14 protein-coding genes are annotated in these 17,003 nt (G+C 70.8%); 9 read left to right on the forward strand and 5 right to left on the reverse strand.

The genetic code is table 11. The features are described from left to right. Positions 1-33: 33 nt before the first annotated feature. The 5 genes from BM424_RS11995 (at position 34) to BM424_RS12015 (ending at position 6,778) form a co-directional block, all read left to right on the forward strand. Entirely contained in the window at positions 34-1,554 is a 1,521-nt protein-coding gene (locus BM424_RS11995; RefSeq protein WP_139274053.1) for an IucA/IucC family protein, read from the forward strand. Next, positions 1,551-3,296 carry an IucA/IucC family protein gene (locus BM424_RS12000; protein WP_093416268.1) on the forward strand — a complete coding sequence of 582 codons (1,746 nt, stop codon included), beginning with the start codon at positions 1,551-1,553 and terminating at the stop codon, positions 3,294-3,296. The genes BM424_RS11995 and BM424_RS12000 overlap by 4 nt, the downstream gene beginning before the upstream one ends. Continuing rightward, the gene (locus tag BM424_RS12005; RefSeq protein WP_093416270.1) at positions 3,290-4,063 is read left to right on the forward strand and encodes an HpcH/HpaI aldolase family protein; all 774 of its coding nucleotides are present in this window, start codon (positions 3,290-3,292) and stop codon (positions 4,061-4,063) included. The genes BM424_RS12000 and BM424_RS12005 overlap by 7 nt, the downstream gene beginning before the upstream one ends. Then, complete coding sequence (locus BM424_RS12010; RefSeq protein ID WP_093416273.1) at positions 4,056-5,234, forward strand: type III PLP-dependent enzyme; 1,179 nt, start codon at positions 4,056-4,058, stop codon at positions 5,232-5,234. Before BM424_RS12005 ends, BM424_RS12010 begins: the two co-directional genes overlap by 8 nt. 77 nt (positions 5,235-5,311) lie before the next feature. Further along, positions 5,312-6,778, forward strand: a complete 1,467-nt coding sequence (locus tag BM424_RS12015) for a sulfatase family protein (protein WP_245775784.1) — start codon at positions 5,312-5,314, stop codon at positions 6,776-6,778. A gap of 83 nt (positions 6,779-6,861) precedes the next feature. On the opposite strand, the gene BM424_RS12020 is transcribed toward BM424_RS12015, so the two are convergent. Beyond that, complete coding sequence (locus BM424_RS12020) at positions 6,862-7,623, reverse strand: SGNH/GDSL hydrolase family protein (protein ID WP_093416275.1); 762 nt, start codon at positions 7,621-7,623, stop codon at positions 6,862-6,864. Positions 7,624-7,825: 202 nt separating this feature from the next. On the opposite strand from BM424_RS12020, the gene BM424_RS12025 reads away from it, so the two are divergent. Then, positions 7,826-8,776, forward strand: coding sequence for a hypothetical protein (locus BM424_RS12025; RefSeq protein WP_245775785.1), 951 nt, complete (start codon positions 7,826-7,828; stop codon positions 8,774-8,776). 15 nt (positions 8,777-8,791) lie between these two features. On the opposite strand, the gene BM424_RS12030 is transcribed toward BM424_RS12025, so the two are convergent. Together BM424_RS12030 and BM424_RS12035 are read right to left on the reverse strand one after the other, a co-directional pair. Then, positions 8,792-9,598, reverse strand: coding sequence for an SAM-dependent methyltransferase (locus BM424_RS12030; RefSeq protein WP_093416278.1), 807 nt, complete (start codon positions 9,596-9,598; stop codon positions 8,792-8,794). Between the two features lie 144 nt (positions 9,599-9,742). Continuing rightward, positions 9,743-9,958, reverse strand: coding sequence for a hypothetical protein (locus BM424_RS12035; protein ID WP_093416280.1), 216 nt, complete (start codon positions 9,956-9,958; stop codon positions 9,743-9,745). Between the two features lie 403 nt (positions 9,959-10,361). Between BM424_RS12035 and BM424_RS12040 the strand changes: the two genes are divergently transcribed. Continuing rightward, a complete protein-coding gene (locus tag BM424_RS12040; protein ID WP_175548050.1) occupies positions 10,362-10,967 on the forward strand; it encodes a glycoside hydrolase family 25 protein in 606 nt (201 codons plus the stop codon). Between the two features lie 51 nt (positions 10,968-11,018). Here the strand turns inward: BM424_RS12040 and BM424_RS12045 are convergent, their stop codons facing one another. Further along, a complete protein-coding gene (locus BM424_RS12045; protein ID WP_093416287.1) occupies positions 11,019-11,258 on the reverse strand; it encodes a hypothetical protein in 240 nt (79 codons plus the stop codon). Positions 11,259-11,516: 258 nt separating this feature from the next. Here BM424_RS12045 and BM424_RS12050 point away from each other — a divergent pair, with 258 nt between their 5' ends. After that, positions 11,517-13,778 (forward strand): NACHT domain-containing protein, encoded by a 2,262-nt coding sequence (locus BM424_RS12050; protein ID WP_093416289.1) that lies wholly within the window; start codon positions 11,517-11,519, stop codon positions 13,776-13,778. A 104-nt stretch (positions 13,779-13,882) separates the two neighbouring features. Here BM424_RS12050 and BM424_RS12055 read toward each other — a convergent pair whose 3' ends face one another. Then, positions 13,883-14,587, reverse strand: coding sequence for a C39 family peptidase (locus BM424_RS12055; RefSeq protein ID WP_245775786.1), 705 nt, complete (start codon positions 14,585-14,587; stop codon positions 13,883-13,885). Between the two features lie 933 nt (positions 14,588-15,520). Here BM424_RS12055 and BM424_RS12060 point away from each other — a divergent pair. Continuing rightward, complete coding sequence (locus tag BM424_RS12060) at positions 15,521-16,942, forward strand: amino acid permease (protein WP_425442000.1); 1,422 nt, start codon at positions 15,521-15,523, stop codon at positions 16,940-16,942. Positions 16,943-17,003: the final 61 nt, after the last annotated feature.

Here is a 17,003-nt window from a genome sequence, read left to right on the forward strand (position 1 = left end):
TCGTCCCTGGTCACGGGACCGGGGGAGGTTTTCATGAAAACTGCGGATTCCCCGGACACCGGACCGAGGGAGGGGTCCGGGGAGACCTCGTCGGTTCTGGTGGTGGGGGTTCGGGTTTGGTCTGCTGCCGGGCATCACGTCTTCCGGGACGAGGTGGTGCTGGACGGGGTGGTGTTGGGGCACGAGGAGTTCGTGTCCGTGGTGGCTCGGGAGTTGGGCTTGCGGTGCGGAGTGGATGAGGGGGTTGTGGAGCGGTTCCGGCGGCAGGTCGGGAACAGCGTGGCGCGGTCGGCGCGCTACCTGGATCGGGACCGTCGCCCGGAAGCGGCCACACCGCAGGAGGTCACCCGGCAGGCGGAGCAGTCGTTGTTGCTCGGTCACCCGTTCCACCCGACTCCGAAGAGCGCGGAGGGCATCAGCGACGAGGACCTGGAGCGCTACGCCCCGGAGCTCAGGGCGTCGTTCCGGCTGCACCACTGGGCCGTGAGTCCCGAGCTGCTGGTCGAGGACCGGGTGTGCGACGGGCCGTGGTTGCCCGGCGAGCCGGAGTCGGTGCTGCCCGTGCACCCGTGGCAGGACCGCTACCTGCGGGAACAGCCCCGGGTGCGGGAACTGGTCGCGGCCGGGGCGCTGACCCCGCTGGGTCCGGTGGGCGCCGAGGTGTACGCGACCTCGTCGGTGCGGACGGTGTGCGATCCGGACTTCCCGACGTCGTGGAAGCTGCCGCTGCACGTGCGCATCACCAACTTCGTGCGCAACAACCCCGTCGAGCACCTGCGCCGCGCCGCCGACGCCGGACGACTCGTCTCCGCGCTCGAAAAGCACTGGGACCACAACGGTTTCGAGGTCCTCGTCGAGTCGGGTTACCGCACTCTCGACCCGGGGGAGGTCGGTGACCTCGCGTCGGACTTCGGGGTGCTGTTCCGCCGGAACCCGTTCCCCGGCACCGACCTCGCCCCGCGGGTGCTCGCCGCGCTGCTGGAGGAACGACCCGGCGAACGCCCGGCGCTGATCGACCTGGTCGAGCAGGCCGGTCCGCTCACCGCCGAGCACACCGCCGCGTGGCTGGAGCGCTACCTGCGGATCTCGCTGGCACCGCTGCTGGCGATCTTCACCGAGGACGGCGTCGGGTTCGAGGCCCACGTGCAGAACAGCCTGCTGCACACCGAGAACGGCTGGCCGAGCCGCTTCTGGGTGCGCGACATGGAGGGCACCAGCGCCGACCGGGACCGCGTCCCCGACGGCGTGCTGAGTCCGGACAGCCCGGTGCTCTACGACGACGCGGAGGCATGGCTGCGGCTGCGCTACCACCTGGTCACCAACCACCTCGGCCACCTGGTCGCGGTGCTCGGCCGGTGGAGCCCGGCCGGCGAACGGCGGCTGTGGCCGGTGGTGCGCGAGTTCCTGGGCGGCCTGCCCGGGCGCTACGCGGCCGAGCTGCGCGAGGCGCCGACGCTGCCCGCCAAGGCGAACCTGCTCAGCCGCTTCGCCGAGCGCGGCGAGAGCCCGCTCTACGTCGACATCCCCAACCCGATCCGAGAGGTGACCCGATGACCGCCGAGCTCGTGCGGGCCGCGCTGACCGATCCCCGGTTCCCGGAGGTGCGGCGCCGCGTGTTCCGCCAGCTGCTCGAATCCCTGCTCTACGAAGGAGCTCTCACCACCGAGCAGCACGACACCGGGCACGTCGTGATGGGGACGAGCGGCGACGGCACCCCGGTCCGCTACGAGTTCCGGGCGGTGCGCCGGTTCGGCTTCGACCGGGTGGGGGTCACCTCACCGGTGCTGCGCGACGGTGTCGAGGCCGACTCGGTCACCCGGTTCCTCACCGAGGTCCGCGACTCCCTCGACGCCGACCCGGACCACCTCACCGCGTTCGCCCGCGAACTCGAGGAGACGCTGTTCAAAGACGCCCTCTCGGAACACCTCCGGGAAGACCCACCGTCCACAGCGGACCACGACGCGCTGGAGACGGCGATCACCGACGGGCACCGCTACCACCCTGCCTACAAGTCGCGCATCGGCTTCGACGTCGCCGACGACCTGGCCTTCGGCCCCGAGTTCGCCAACCCGCTGCGACCGCTGTGGCTGGCCGCGCACCGCGACATCACCGAGGTCAGCGCCTCGCGCTCGCTGGACCGGCGGTACCTGGCCGACCAGCTCGGCGGGGAGGTCACCCGCTTCCACCGGCTCATCGAGGAGACCGGCGATCCCGACGAGTACGTGCTGGTGCCGGTGCACCCGTGGCAGTGGCGGGAACGGCTCGCCCGCGCGTTCTCCGAGCAGCTGGCGCGCGGTGAGCTGATCCCGCTGGGACCGGACCCGCACGAGTTCCTCCCGCAGCAGTCCATCCGCACCCTGACCTGCCGCGACGTGCCCGAGCGGCCGTATCTGAAGCTGTCGCTGTCGATGGTGAACACCTCCACCTCCCGCGGTCTGGCCGCGCACACCGTGCGCAACGCGCCGCGCATCACCGACTGGCTGCGCGAGGTCGTCGCGGGCGACGCCTACCTGTCCGGGGAGCTGCGGCCGATCCTGCTCGGCGAGGAGCTGGGCGCGGCGGTCACACCGGAGTCGGGGCTGCTGCGGCCCGACACCTACGGCGCGCTGGCCTGCATCTGGCGGGAGAGCCTGCACCCGCACCTCGAACCCGGCGAGCGGGCGATGCCGTTCACCGGCCTGACCTCCTGCCTGCGCGACGGGACCCCGCTGATCGCCGAGTGGCTCCGGGACCAGGGCGCGGAGAACTGGGTGCGCCGGCTGGTGCGGGTCGCCGCGCTGCCGCTGGTGCACCTGCTGTGCGCGCACGGCATCGCGCTGGAGTCGCACGCGCAGAACATGGCGCTGGTGCACGTCGACGGGGTGCCGGAACGCTTGGTGCTCAAGGACTTCCACGACGGCGTGCGGTTCTCGCCGCAGCACCTCGCGGGCGAGGCGCCGGAGCTGGCCGCTCCCCCGGCGCACCACCAGAACCGCAACTCGTTCGTCGAGACCGACGAGCTGAGCCTGGTCACCGACTTCCTGCTGGACGCGTTCTTCTTCATCAACCTCGGCGAGCTCGCGATCTTCCTCGACGACCGGGACGAGCTGGCCGAGCGGGACTTCTGGCGGATCGTCGCCGAGGAGATCCGCGCCCACCAGCGGCGATTCCCCGAACTGGCCGAGCGGTTCGCGCTGTTCGACCTGTTCACCCCGGCGATCGAGGTGGAGAAGCTGACCAGCCGCAGGCTGCACCCCGACACCGAGCTGCGGCTGCACGCCGTGCCCAACCCGCTCGCGGAGGTCGAGAAGTGCTGAGGACCAACACCGTCAAGCAGCGGCTTGCCGGGACCGGGGAGAGCCACGGCCTGTTCTGCTCGATCCCGTCGCCGGTGCTGGTGGAGATGATCGGCTGCGCGGGCTACGACTTCGTCGTCCTCGACAGCGAGCACGCTCTGGTCGACCCGCAGCAGCTGGAGAACCTGATCCGGGCCGCCGAGGCCGTGGACCTCGTGCCGTTCGTGCGCGTCCCCGAGTCCGATCCGGGCGCGATCCTGCGGGTTCTGGACGCGGGAGCGCTGGGCGTGGTGGTGCCGCACGTGCGGTGCCGGGCCGACGTGGACGCGGCGATCCGCGCCGCCCGCTACGCGCCGGAGGGGATGCGCAGCCTCAACGGCGGCCGGGTTCCGGGGTTCGGGCGCATCGAGCTCACCGAGTACGTGCGCCGCGCCAACGCCGAGACGATGGTGATCGCGATGATCGAGGACGCCGAGGGCGTCGAGCAGCTGCCGTCGATCCTCGACGGCGGTGGCGTGGACCTGGTGCTGGAAGGGGCCGCGGACCTCTCGCAGTCCTACGGGGTGCCGTGGCAGACCCGGCACCCGCGGGTCCGGGACGCGCTGGCGCGGGTGCACGCCGAGTGCCGGGCGCGCGACGTGCCGTTCTGCGCGCTCCCGCGCAGCCCCGAGGACCACCGCGAGTGGCGCGCGGCCGGGGTGCGCGCGTTCGTGCTCGGCGAGGAGCGCGGCCTGGCCGCCCGCGCCCTGCGCGCCCATCTGGACCTGCACCGGGAGAACCATGAGTGAGCGACTGGAAGACCTCGTCCGGAAGCGGGCCGGCGGCGAACCGGTGTGCCTGTTCGCCTACGACCTGGACCGGCTGACCGATCACGTCCGCGCCATCACCGCGACGCTGCCGCCGCGGTGCCGGATGTTCTACGCGATGAAGGCCAACAGCGCCGATCCGCTGCTGCGCGCGCTGGCACCGCTGGTCGCGGGCTTCGAGGTGGCTTCAGGTGGTGAGCTGGACAAGGCGCGGGCGGTGAGCGGGAACGTTCCGGTGCTCTTCGGCGGTCCGGCGAAGACGCCGTCGGAGATCGAGCGGGCCCTGGAGCAGGGGGTGCTGCGGCTGCACGTGGAGAGCGCGCTGGAGCTGCACCGGGTGTCGGCCGCGGCGACCCGGCTGGGCGTGACCGCCGAGGTGCTGCTGCGGGTCAACTTGGCCGGGCCGTTCCCCTCGGCGACGCTGGCGATGGCGGGCAGGCCCACCCAGTTCGGCATCGCCGAGGAGGACCTGCCCGGCGTGGTCGAGGCGGCTCGCGCGCTGCCGGGTCTGCGGTTGTCCGGGTTCCACCTGCACTCGCTGTCCAACAACCTCTCCGCCGACGCCCACCTGGAGCTGGTGGCGCACTACGGGCGGACGGTCTCGGCGTGGGAGCGGGAGTTCGGGCTGCGCTGCGAGGTGGTCAACGTCGGTGGCGGCATCGGCGTCGACTACGCCCGGCCGGACCGGCGGTTCGACTGGCCGCGCTTCGCCCGGGGACTTCCGGGCGTGCTGGCGGAGTTCCCCGCGCACGTGCGGGAGGTCGACTTCGAGTGCGGGCGCTACCTGGTCGCCGAGTGCGGCAACTACGCGGTGGAGGTCCTCGACGTCAAGCGCAACCACGGCGTGCAGTACGCGCTGGTGCGCGGCGGGACGCACCAGTTCCGGCTGCCGTCGTCGTGGCAGCACAGCCATCCGTTCACCGTGCTGCCGGTGGACGAGTGGGACTCGGCGGTGCCGCGTCCGCAGGCCGAAGGCCCGGTCACGGTGGTCGGCGAGCTGTGCACGCCGAAGGACGTGCTCGCCCGCGACGTGCCGGTGTCGCGGGTGCGGGCCGGTGACGTGCTGATCTTCAGCCACGCCGGGGCCTACGGCTGGGAGATCTCGCACCACGATTTCCTCAGCCACCCGCACCCGGAGATGGTCTTCCACTGAGGATTTCTGGTCATCGACTTGGCGCGGCGGGGGTCGGCGGTCATGCTGTGGGGCGCGTCGACGCCTGGAGGTTGATCGTGCGTTCCCGGCTGGCCCTGTGCGCGGCCGTCCTCGGCCTGCTGCTCGCGGGTTGCACCGCCGCTCCCCCGTCCCCGCCGCCGGACGAGCGCCCGCCGAACATCGTGCTCGTGCTGGTCGACGACATGGATCAGGGCCTGCTGCGGTTCATGCCGCAGGTGCAGCGGATGCAGCGGGAAGGCGTGACGTTCTCGAACTTCACGGTCACCGACTCGCTGTGCTGCCCGTCGCGCGCGTCGCTGCTGACCGGGAAGTACCCGCACAACACGGGCGTGTTCACCAACGCCGCGCCGGACGGCGGGTTCGGGGTGTTCCACCGGCGCGACGAGCGCGACACCGTCGGCACCCAGCTGCAGCAGGCCGGCTACCGGACGGGGTTCCTCGGCAAGTACCTCAACGGCTACCAGCCGGGCCAGAAGCTCGGCGGGGAACGGCCTTTCGTGCCGCCGGGCTGGGACGAGTGGGCCGTGGCGGGCAACGGGTACCAGCAGTACGACTACAAGCTCAACGTCAACGGCCATCTCGAGCCGCACGGGCACCGGCCCGGCGACTACCTGACCGACGTGCTGGCCGAGCGCGGCGAGGACTTCATCCGCACCCGCGCCGCGCAGGGCGATCCGTTCTTCCTGGAGGTGGCCACGTTCGCGCCGCACGGCCCGTTCACCCCGGCGCCCCGGCACGAGGACGCCTTCCCCGGGTTGACCGCGCCGCGGCCGCCGTCGTTCGACGAGGCGGACCGCTCGGACAAGCCGGACTGGCTGCGGCAGCTCCCGCCGCTGCCGCCGGAGAAGGCCGCGGCGGCGGATGAGAAGTTCCGCAAGCGCGCTCAGTCGTTGCAGGCGGTGGACGAGATGCTGGCCCGGTTCCAGCGCACCCTCGCCGACACCGGCCAGGCGCAGCGCACGCACGTCATCTTCACCTCCGACAACGGTTTCCACCTCGGCGAGCACGCGCTGGCCGAGGGCAAGCAGACCGCGTTCGACCACGACGTGCGGGTTCCGCTGGTCGCCACCGGCCCGGGTGTTCCGGCCGGGCGGACGGTGCCGGATTCGGTGCAGAACATCGACCTGCGGCCGACGTTCGCCGAGATCGCCGGTGCGCCACCGCGTCCCGGCGTCGACGGCGCGAGCTTCGCGCCGCTGCTGCGCGGCGAACCGGGCACCGGGCGGGACGTCGCGCTCGTCGAGCACCACGAGCCGCCGGCGACCCGCGACGACCCGGATCATCAGGACAAGCCCGACGGGGTGCCGCCGACGTACACGGCGATCCGGATTCCGGAGGGCACCTACGTGGAGTACGTGACGGGCGAGCGGGAGTTCTACGACGACCGCGCCGATCCGTTCCAGCTGAACAACGTCTACGAGACCTTGCCGCCGCAGCGCCGGGACGAGCTGCACCGCACCCTCGTCGCGGTGAGCTCGTGCCACGGTGCTCAGCAGTGCACCGCTGCTGCGGTGAGCCCGTAGCTCGGCAGGGGACGGTTTTTCCTCGAATTACCCATGATCAATGTCCGAAATGTCGGGACAATTCAAGGAAAAACTGTCCCCGGTCACGGAAGAGGCTCCAACGTGGGCCGTTTCGCCGAACGTCCGTCGCCGGAGGAGCGGCCGGTGAGGCGGCGCCACAGCCACGGGGCGAAGAAGGTGGCAGCCCAGCGGAGTTCGCCCGCGACCGCGCGGACGAGGCCGGGATCCGGGCGCGGCGGCAGCGGGTGAGTCCAGGAGTCGTCGCTGCCGGGGAGGCCCAGGGCGTCGGCGAAGCCGGACGCCAGGAGCGCGTGGCCCGACGGGTTGAGGTGCAGGCGGTCGGTGCTCCAGATCCGCCGGTCGGCGCAGACCGGGTGGCGGTCGGCTTCGACGACGACGGCGCCGTGCTTCGCGGCGATCTCGCGCACGCGCGCGTTGAACTCGGTCAGCCGCGGCTGCCAGCGCCGCGCGATCGGCACGATCTCCCCGATGTCCGGGTAGGTCACCGTCGCCACCCGCGCGCCCGCACCCGTCAGCGCGCCGATCATCTCCTCCAGCTGCGCGGCGACGGCATCCCCGTCGTACTCGCTGCGCAGCACGTCGTTGAGCCCGGCGACGACGGTGGCCAGGTCCGGAGCGAGCGCCAGCGCCGGTTCGAGCTGCTCGGCGCGCACCTCGCCGATGAGCTTGCCGCGCACCGCCAGGTTCGCGTACCGGAAGCCCGGATCGAGCGGGGCCAGCTGCTCGGCGAGCCGGTCGGCCCAGCCGCGCAGGCCGCTCCGGTCGTCGCCGTCACCGACGCCCTCGGTCTGGCTGTCCCCGATCGCCACGTACTTCGCGTACATGCCCCACCTTCGCGCTCCCGACGACGACTCCGCGAGCACAGCACATCACGGCGCGTCGAAAGAAGGCGTGCAGCCCGCGCTTTCGTCACGTTCAGTCCGGTTTTGACCGCGCAGCGTCACATTCGGCGACTGGGCGTAGTCGTCACCGCGTTTTTCACAGGCCGCCAACCGGCGTAACCGCGGATGTGTCATCGTCGGACACATGGGGACCGAGGTTTGGTTGACGTGGATCCCGGCAATTCTGGCCCTCGTGGCGGCCGGGGTCGCCGGTTGGCTGCTGTGGTCGGCCCGCAAGACCGCCGAGGAGACCGCGCAGCGCGCCGACGCGGTGCGCCGGATGGCCGGCGCCGTGGAGGCCAACGCCGACAAGACCGGCCGCGCCGCCACGACCGCCACCGAGCAGGCCGAACGCGCCTGGGAGCAGGTCAAGCTCACCCGCAGCCAGCTCGACGACGCCCGCCAGGAGCGGCAGGCCAGCACCCAGGCCGAGCAGTGGGAGTGGGCCTACGCGCTGACCACCGCCGCCCGCGAGCTGGTCAACAGCTGCCACGAGCTCATCCGCGTCTCGCTGGACACCCAGGTCGCCCCGCACTACCGGCAGTCCGCCGACCGGCACTACCGCCAGGCGGGTCAGCGCTGGCAGGACACCATGATCAAGGCGATCGCCCGCACCCAGCCGCCGCTGGAGATGCAGCAGCAGGTCGCCACGTTCGCCGAGGTGCACCAGCGGCTGCACGGTCACATCGGCGTGCTGCTGCGCGCGGTGGAGACCAACACCCTCGGTGAGGGCGACACGCTGACCAAGCAGATCCACGGCATGCGCCACGAGCTCAACAACGCGCACCGCAATCTGCAGCGCATCGTCAGTTCGAACCTCTCCACCCCGCAGCAGGCCCCCGGCCAGAACGGCGGCTACCAGGTCGGCGGCTCCCCGAGCAACGGCGCCGCGACCAACGGGGCCGTGACCAGCGGAACCGCCCAGACCCAACTGACCCAGGCCCCGAGCGTCCCGCAGCCCGACGCCGAGCAGACGCAGCTCACCCAGGCGGTCCCGCCGAGCGCCGCTCAGACCGGCCGAACCCACCAGTCCGGCAAGCTCGCCCCGGCCGAACCGTCCACCCAGCAGCTCGCCAACCGCCCCGCCCGCACCTGACCGGACGCCCGAAGCTCAGGGTTTGCGGGCGATGGCCGCGTACATGGCGATGTCGGCTTCGGGGATCTTGAGGTGTTCGAGGTCGTCCGGGCGCCACTTGTGCATCTGGACCAGGCCCGGGTCGAGGATGTCGAGGCCGTCGAAGAAGCGCAGCGCCTTGTCGTAGGTGCGGAACTTCAGGGTCTCGCCGTGCTCGTGGTAGGCGCGGCGGACCTCGGCGAGGAGTTCGGGCGCGTAGTCGTCGGTGGCGATGGTGGCCGCCACGTAGCTGCCCGAGGGCAGCACGTCGACGATGCGGCGGACGACGTCCAGGGCCTCGTCGTCGTCCTCGATGAAGTGCACGACCGCGATGAGCATCAGGCCGATCGGCCGCTTCGCGTCCAGGGTCTCGCGGAACTCCCGCGAGTCCAGGATCGTGTCGGGATCCCGCAGGTCGGCGTCGACGTAGGCGGTCGCGCCCTGACCGGTGCGCGACATCAGCGCGCGGGCGTGGGCCAGCACGATGGGGTCGTTGTCGGTGTAGACGACGCGAGCTTCCGGCTCGACCTCCTGGACGACCTCGTGCAGGTTCGGCCGGGTCGGGATGCCGGTGCCGATGTCGAGGAACTGGTCGATGCCGCACTCGGTGGCCAGGTAGCGGCCCGCGCGGTGCATGAACTCGCGGTTGGCGCGCATGTGCACCGGCAGCGCGGGCCAGACCTGCTTGGAGGCCTCCGCGGCGGCGCGGTCGACGGCGTAGTTGTCCTTGCCGCCCAGGATGTAGTCGTAGATCCGCGCGCCGTGCGCCACGTCCGTGCGCAGGTCCGGTGTGCCCTCGGTCATCGTGCTCCTCCCACCGCCGACGTCACGGATCATGTCAATGATCAACACGCGGCGTCCACCGATCCTCGCACCGCGAACGTCACACCGGCGCACGGGAGGGGCGGGAACCCGGATCCGGGTTCCCGCCCCTCCAGCAGGACGAGATCAGGCGGCGAGGCCGAGAGCGTCCAGAGCGGCGCCCACCGACGACAGGGTGTCGGCGACGGTGGCGTCCAGGGCCTCCGCGATCGGCGTGAGCTCGGCGGCGTTGGCCGGCAGGGCCAGGCCGATCATCAGCGCCGGGACGGCCACGGCACCGAAGGCCAGGCGCTTGGCGCGCGACGCGGTCTTGGCCTCGGTGTGCTCGACGGTGTTGCTCATGGTGGTTCTCCTGTTCTCGCTCGTGTTGCGCAGGCAGTGAGAACCCTCCCCGAACCGGGAATTCCCGAACAAGGGGATTAACCGGCACTTAGCAGGCTTTGAACACCGTCCACTCGATCGTGGTTCGCGGCACAGACCTTCGTAGGTGGTGTGCGCGCATTCCGTTTCCTCCGCGAAACATCCCCCCGTCAGGAGCAACGACAACTGGGCCATCCGGGTGCTTCGGGAACGGGAAATCCGGTGGTTCACCCCACAGGACGATCTTTTCCTGAGATCGTGGGCGAACATGGGTTGATCGCCAGCGCAGCCGACCGTCCGGCCAGGGGGAACGCCGACGGCATCCCTCGTCGCCGTGCTCGCGCGAGCGTTGCGCAACCCGAGCACGACCAGGATGAGGGACCCCATGGACTACGGAATCGACATCAGCCACCACAACGCCGTCGACGACTGGGCGGCGGTGCGCGGCAACAACATCACCTTCGCGAGCATCAAGCTCACCGAGGGCCAGTCGTGGGTCGACGACGCGGCGGGCGCGCACACCGCAGGAGCGCGCGGAGCGGGCGTGGTCACCGGCGCGTACCACTTCGCCCGGCCCGGCGCGATCGACCCGCAGGTCGGCCACTTCGCCTGGTGGATGGGCCAGCACGGTCTCAAGGAACCGGGCAACATGTGGCCGATGCTCGACATGGAGGACCCGGAGATCCCGGACCCCAACGGGTTCATCGCCGAGTTCGTGCGGCTGCTGCGCATCGCCACCGGCGTGCGCGGCGTGCTGGTGTACTCGAGCCTGAACTGGTTCCAGAACATCATCGACCCGAACCTGTGGGCCGGCGACGACGTGCTGCTGTGGATCGCCCGCTACAACGGCGACCCGGGCAACCCCGGCTGGAGCCACCCGCGCCTGGCGCTGCACCAGCACAGCGACGCCGGTCAGGTCCCGGGCATCCCCGGCGGAGTCGACCGCAACGCCACCGTCGGCGCCTACAACCTGGCCTCCTTCACGCTCTGAACCGGATCTCCCGAGCCCCCGCCGCCGACCCGGCGGCGGGGGCTCCTCACGTCACGGCTGGACGTGCGCGCACAGCACCAGGACCGGCAGGAGCAACAGCAGCGTCGCGACGAGCACGAGCGTCGGCAGGCCCTCGAACGGCGGCCGGCGGCGCTCCACGCGACCCGAGGGCGGGAGATCCGGGTGGTGCCGCGCGCAGTGCCGGGTCCGGCGTTCGGCGGCCTGCGACGCGCTCGTCCACGGGGTGCGGAACGGGCACTCGCCGCACCGGTAGCGGTACCTGGCCGACACCTCGCCCTCCCCTCCGGCCGCGCGGATGACCCGATCCCGGCCGGTCGGACGACCCCTCGCACGCCCGACCGACCGGGAACGCCCCCCCGGCACGGGGAGGTTCCGGCGCTGCCGGGCGAGCCGGCGCCACCGTCGTCCTCCCGACGTCGTGAAGACTGCCGTTTCCGGTGGTCAGCACACCAGTCCAGGAACCGGCAATTCGTGGCCGGTCACGCGCTAGAGTCCTCTCCGGACGTCCGGCGGTCGGGGAAGGCGAGGATGAGCAGTCCGTTCGGCACGGTTCTGCGGCGGCTGCGCGCCCAGGCGGGCATGACGCAGGAGCAGCTCGCGGAGCAGTCCCAGATCGCGGTGCGGACCATCCGGCGGCTGGAGACCGACCCGTCCGCCGAGCCGCGGGTGAAGACGGTGACGCTGCTCGCCAACGCGCTCGACACGAGTCCGGACAGCCGGCGCGAGCTGCTGGCGGCGATCAACGCCGCTCCCCCGCTCGACCCCGAACCCGCCGCGACACCTCCCCCGCCGCCCGCTCCGCTTCCGCGCACCGCGTCGCAGGAGGCGCTGCTGGAGGCCGCCGATCAGCTCCGGCAGGTGCTGCAGGCCCGGTGGCAGCGCGAGGAGGAGCAGCGCCGCATCCACGACCCGTTCCCGCTGCCGGTGCGGTTCCGCTCGGTGCCCGCTCGGCTGGCCGACGTCGACTCCGGGCCGTCCGGGACGCTCGGCGACATCGCCGCGACCTACCGGCGGCTGACCTCCGGGCGGCTGGTGGTGCTCGGTTCCGCCGGGTCCGGCAAGACGATCCTCACCACCCGCTTCGCGCTGGACTTCCTGGCCACCCGCGAACCCGACGACCCGGTGCCGGTGGTGTTCAGCCTCGGCTCGTGGGACCCGACGAGCGCGGTGCTGCGGGACTGGCTGATCGAGCGGCTGCTGCGCGACCACCCCGGCCTGGTCGCCACCGCCCCGAACGGTTCGACGTTGGCGAAGGCGCTGGTCGAGGCCGGTCTGATCCTGCCGGTGCTGGACGGTTTCGACGAGATCGCGGGCGGGCTGCACCGGGTCGCGCTGGACGGGCTCAACGCCACCACGCTGCCGCTGGTGCTGACCAGCAGGCGCGAGGAGTACGAGAAGGCGGCCCGCGCGACGACGCTGGCCCGGGCCGCGTGCGTCGAACTCACCCCGCTCGCACCGTCCGATGTGGACGAATACCTGCCGCGCACCACGCCCGGCGACCACGGCGGCGCGTGGGCGGAGGTGCTCGACGCGCTCCGCGACCGGCCCGGCGATCTCGCCGCCACCAATCTCGCGCAGGTGCTGCGCACGCCCCTGATGGTCGGGCTCGCCCGCACCGCCTACAGCGACGCACCGGGTCAGGACCCGGCGGAACTGCTGGACACCGCGCGGTTCCCGACGCCGGAGGCCATCGAGGACCACCTGCTGGACCGCTTCCTCCCCACCGTCTACCGGCCGCTTCCGGCGGCGAACCCGCTGCTGGACTGGGATCCCGAGCTGGCGCGCCGCTGGCTGGGACACCTCGCGCGGCACCTCGACCGGCTCGGCACCACCGACATCGCGTGGTGGCGGCTCGGGCTGTCGCTGAGCCGCTCGACCCGGATCCTGGCCGTGGCGCTGGGCGGATCGATCGCCACCGGCCTGATCCTGTTCCTCAGCTACGCGGTGCTCTACCTGGTCAGCGGGCAGGGCTTGGGTTCGCTGCGGGTGGCGCTCAGCGACGGCCTGCTGGTCGGCCCGGAGGTCGGGCTGGCGTTCGGCCTCGCATACGGGGTGATGGTGGTCTTCCGGGGCGCGGAGTTCGAGCCCGCGCGCATGCGGGTGCGATTACCGGGCAGGCGCCGGCGCGGCACCGGGAGATCGGTCCGCGAACTGGGCGTCCGGTTCCGCGCGGGCACGCTCACCGGCCTGGCCGTCGCCCTCGGCTACGCGCCCGGCTACACGGCGACGCAGATCGTCCACAACGGATTCCCGGTGACGCTCGACGAGATCGTCCGCACGACCCTGATCAACGGCTTCCTGTACTGCCTGATGTTCGGGCTGACGACGGGTCCGCTGTTCGTCCTCGCCTACGCGCTGGAGGCGCCGGTGGACATCAGCTCGGCGACCAGCCCGACGACGATGCTGGCCACCAACCGCAGCACCGTGCTGCGCTCGATCCTGCTGCTGACACCGGTGCTCGTGCTCGCGGTCATCCTCGGCGGGCAGCTCCTGGTGACCGTCTTCGACGGCGTGCTGGGACCGCTGCGCTGGCTGCCCGACGGCATCGTCGTCGGCGTCCTGGCCGGGCTCACCGGCGCCGCCTGCTACGCGCTGACCTTCACCGCCTGGGGCCAGTGGCTGCTGCTCACCCGCCTGGTCCTCCCCCTCACCGGCCGCCTCCCCTGGCCAGTCACCACCTTCCTCGACGACGCCTACCAGCGCGGCGTCCTCCGCCAGGCGGGCGCGGTCTACCAATTCCGCCACACCCGCCTCCAGCAGCACCTGGCTCACGCGACGAACCGACGGTGAGGCTCCGCGAGCACTGAGCGATCAGGTCTCCGGACGTCGGCCCGGACGCACGACTGCGGCGGTCCCCCGGGGGTGGGGACCGCCGCAGTTGTCGTGCGGGAGCGTCAGGCGACGTAGCCGCGAGGCTGGACCAGGGAGGTCAGCTGGTCGAGGCTGAGCCAGTACTCCTTGTTGCCGCTGAAGTTCGCCGGGTCGGCGATCTGCACGTTGTTCTTCTCGGCGTCGTAGCCGACGATCGAGACGTAGTGGTAGATCGTCTGGCTCGACGGGTACCCGGGCGGCTGGTTGCCGGGCGGCGCGACGATGTTGGCGACCATCGCCTTGCCGCTGTCGATGTTGCGGACCGTGTCGTCCCAGAGCTCCTTCTTCATCTCCGGGGACACCTGGCGGCTGCTGAGGTCCTTGGCCACGTAGTGCGTGCCGGTCGGGCCGAGCAGCTTGTTCAGGCCGTCGGCGACCTGGCCGACGTGGTCGGTGCCGTTCTCGGTGGTGCCGAGCAGGCTCGCCAGATCGGTCTGGGACGGCAGGTCGCCGGTCTTGCTCGACATCGCGATGCGCGTCGCGGCGGGACCGCACCAGTAGCCGGTCACCTGGGCCTCGTAGTTGACGGGGAGGGACTTGGTGACGGCCTGCGGCACGACCTCGGCAGGCTTCTTCTCGGCCTTCTTCTCGGCCTTCTGGTCCTTCTTCTCCGCCTTCTTGTCGGCCTGGGGAGCGGCCGGGGCTGCGGGGACAGCGGCGGGGGCCGGAGGGGCCAGCGCGATGGGCGCGTGGGTTTCGGGGGTCAGGGCGGGGGCGGGGCTCTGCACACCGACCGGTTGCGTAGCGGCGTCAGCGCTGTGCGGGGTCGATGTTTCGGCGCTTGCCAATGCACCGAGGCCCAGTGCTGCGGCCAATCCGATCGGGGCGACCGCAACTGCGAGCCGGGGCATCTAAGTCTCCGTTTCGGGGCGGGAACATTACAACTTCATATCCTTACGCCAAGCGACGATCCTTTAATGGGCCGAATGGAGCAATCCATCGAGACCCGCGCCACCTTCTCACTCCCCGTCACGTGATCGTTCCCCCAGGTCACAGGCAGGATCGACGATCACGCGAGAGCGATCGACTTCCCCGTTCCAGAACTGTCGGTAAATGCGTCAACACGATCCGCAACTAGCGCAATGCGATGCGCGAACCAGCAATTAACGGAGCGTTGCCCCGACTGCGAACCGGTGCGTAATCACCCGACCACGAATCGTCGAACGGGTAATCAGCGTCACATTCCGGCGAGGCCTTCCAGGCACGTTCCGATCACTCGGAGAACCGTCGATCACGACATCGGCGACCACTCCGCGCGAACGCTCCGCAACCGGGCGGCCACCCTCTCCGCCCGAATTGATCTGCATGGGGCCAGATCATCTGTTCATCCTTTTCGATCTCCGGACGAACGGGGCGGGAATTTCCCATTTGATCGAACCCGCATGACGACGAACGCCGACATGCCCGACAGCTGGACGGCCTAGCCGATTCCGGACCGCCACTCCCCCGAACGCTCACCACCAGCGACGACGAGACGCAGGACACACCACCAGGATTCTGGGAAGAACCGATGTGAACCACGCGAATCCGACTCGTGCGCAACACGAACGCAAAAAACAGATGACTAGTATCTCCCCGCCGGATGACCTAGCACCGGCACGAAAAACGCCTGGACGTCGCTTTTCTCCGACATGTCCTGGTCACGAAAGGACTTGATTTTCGTGGATTCATCGCTGCGGTCGGGGCCGGATGCTGCGCCCACGACCGACTCCGAGGGCTATTCGAAGTCCCTCGGCAACCGACAGGTGCAGATGATCGCCATCGGTGGAGCGATCGGCGTCGGGCTCTTCCTGGGTGCGGGAGGCAAGCTCGCCACGGTCGGCCCCTCGCTGGTGGTCGCCTACGCGCTGTGCGGTCTGGCCGCGTTCTTCGTCATGCGCGCCCTCGGTGAACTCGTGCTGTACCGGCCGGTCGCGGGCAGCTTCGTCGAGTACGCCCGCGAGTTCATCGGCCCCTGGGCCGGTTTCGCCTCCGGCTGGATGTACTGGCTGAACTGGGCCATGACCGGCATCGCGGAGATCACCGCGGTCGCCATCTACGTGCACCGGTGGCTGCCCGACCTGCCGCAGTGGATCACCGCCCTGATCGCGCTGGGCGTGCTGCTGGCGGTCAACCTGGTGTCGGTGAAGCTGTTCGGCGAGCTGGAGTTCTGGTTCTCGCTGGTCAAGGTCGTGGCGATCCTGGTGTTCCTGGTCGTGGGCCTGGGCCTGGTGTTCACCGCCACCGACATCGGCGGCACGCCGGCCGGTCCGGCCAACCTGACCCAGCACGGCGGCTTCTTCCCCAGCGGCTTCGGCGTGACCCTGATGGCGATGCAGTCGGTGGTCTTCGCCTACTCGGCCATCGAGATGGTCGGCATCGCCGCCGGTGAGGCCAAGGACGCGCGCAAGGTGCTGCCCAAGGCCATCAACGGCGTCGTGTGGCGCATCGCGATCTTCTACGTCGGTTCCGTGCTGCTGCTGGCGATGCTGCTGCCGTGGACCGTCTACAGCGCCGACGAGAGCCCGTTCGTCACCGTGTTCTCGCACCTGGGCATCCCCGGCGTCGGCGACCTGATGAACGCGGTGGTGCTCACCGCCGCCCTGTCGTCGTGCAACTCCGGTCTGTACTCCACCGGCCGGGTGCTGCGGGCGCTGGCCAACGACGGCGAGGCGCCGAAGTTCGCCGCGCGGATGAACCGCAACAACATCCCCTACGGCGGAATCCTGTTCACCGCGGTCGCTTTCGTGCTGGGCGTCATCCTCAACGGCGTGGTGCCGGAGCAGGCGTTCGAGATCGCCACGGCCATCGCCTCGCTCGGCGTGGTCGCGACCTGGGCGACGCTGGTGATCTGCCAGATGCGGTTGCGCACCAAGGCGATCCGGGGCGAGATCGAGCGGCCGACCTACCGGATGCCGGGCGCGCCGTACACGAACTGGCTGACGCTGGCGTTCCTGGCGCTGGTGGTGGTCCTGATGGGCTTCTCCGACGGCGCCGAGCAGATCGCGTTCTACTCGATCCCGGCGATCGTCGTGGTGATCGGCCTGGGCTGGTGGGCCATCTCGCGCAACCGGGCGAAGCGGTCGGCCTCCCTCGGTTCGTAACCGCCGCACGAGAAAACGGCTTCCGGGTGCTGCCCGGAAGCCGTTTTTTCGCGCTGCAGAG

It is taken from the genome of Saccharopolyspora flava (assembly GCF_900116135.1).
Taxonomy (GTDB): Bacteria; Actinomycetota; Actinomycetes; order Mycobacteriales; family Pseudonocardiaceae; genus Saccharopolyspora; species Saccharopolyspora flava.

What these genes read in the sequence shown, in the direction of transcription:
- BM424_RS11995 (WP_139274053.1), top strand. Translation starts at nt 34, where the DNA reads ATGAAAACTGCGGATTCCCCGGACACCGGACCGAGGGAGGGGTCCGGG.
- BM424_RS12000 (WP_093416268.1), top strand. Translation starts at nt 1,551, where the DNA reads ATGACCGCCGAGCTCGTGCGGGCCGCGCTGACCGATCCCCGGTTCCCG.
- BM424_RS12010 (WP_093416273.1), top strand. Translation starts at nt 4,056, where the DNA reads ATGAGTGAGCGACTGGAAGACCTCGTCCGGAAGCGGGCCGGCGGCGAA.
- BM424_RS12020 (WP_093416275.1), bottom strand. Translation starts at nt 7,623, where the DNA reads ATGTACGCGAAGTACGTGGCGATCGGGGACAGCCAGACCGAGGGCGTC.
- BM424_RS12025 (WP_245775785.1), top strand. Translation starts at nt 7,826, where the DNA reads ATGGGGACCGAGGTTTGGTTGACGTGGATCCCGGCAATTCTGGCCCTC.
- BM424_RS12030 (WP_093416278.1), bottom strand. Translation starts at nt 9,598, where the DNA reads ATGACCGAGGGCACACCGGACCTGCGCACGGACGTGGCGCACGGCGCG.
- BM424_RS12035 (WP_093416280.1), bottom strand. Translation starts at nt 9,958, where the DNA reads ATGAGCAACACCGTCGAGCACACCGAGGCCAAGACCGCGTCGCGCGCC.
- BM424_RS12040 (WP_175548050.1), top strand. Translation starts at nt 10,362, where the DNA reads ATGGACTACGGAATCGACATCAGCCACCACAACGCCGTCGACGACTGG.
- BM424_RS12050 (WP_093416289.1), top strand. Translation starts at nt 11,517, where the DNA reads ATGAGCAGTCCGTTCGGCACGGTTCTGCGGCGGCTGCGCGCCCAGGCG.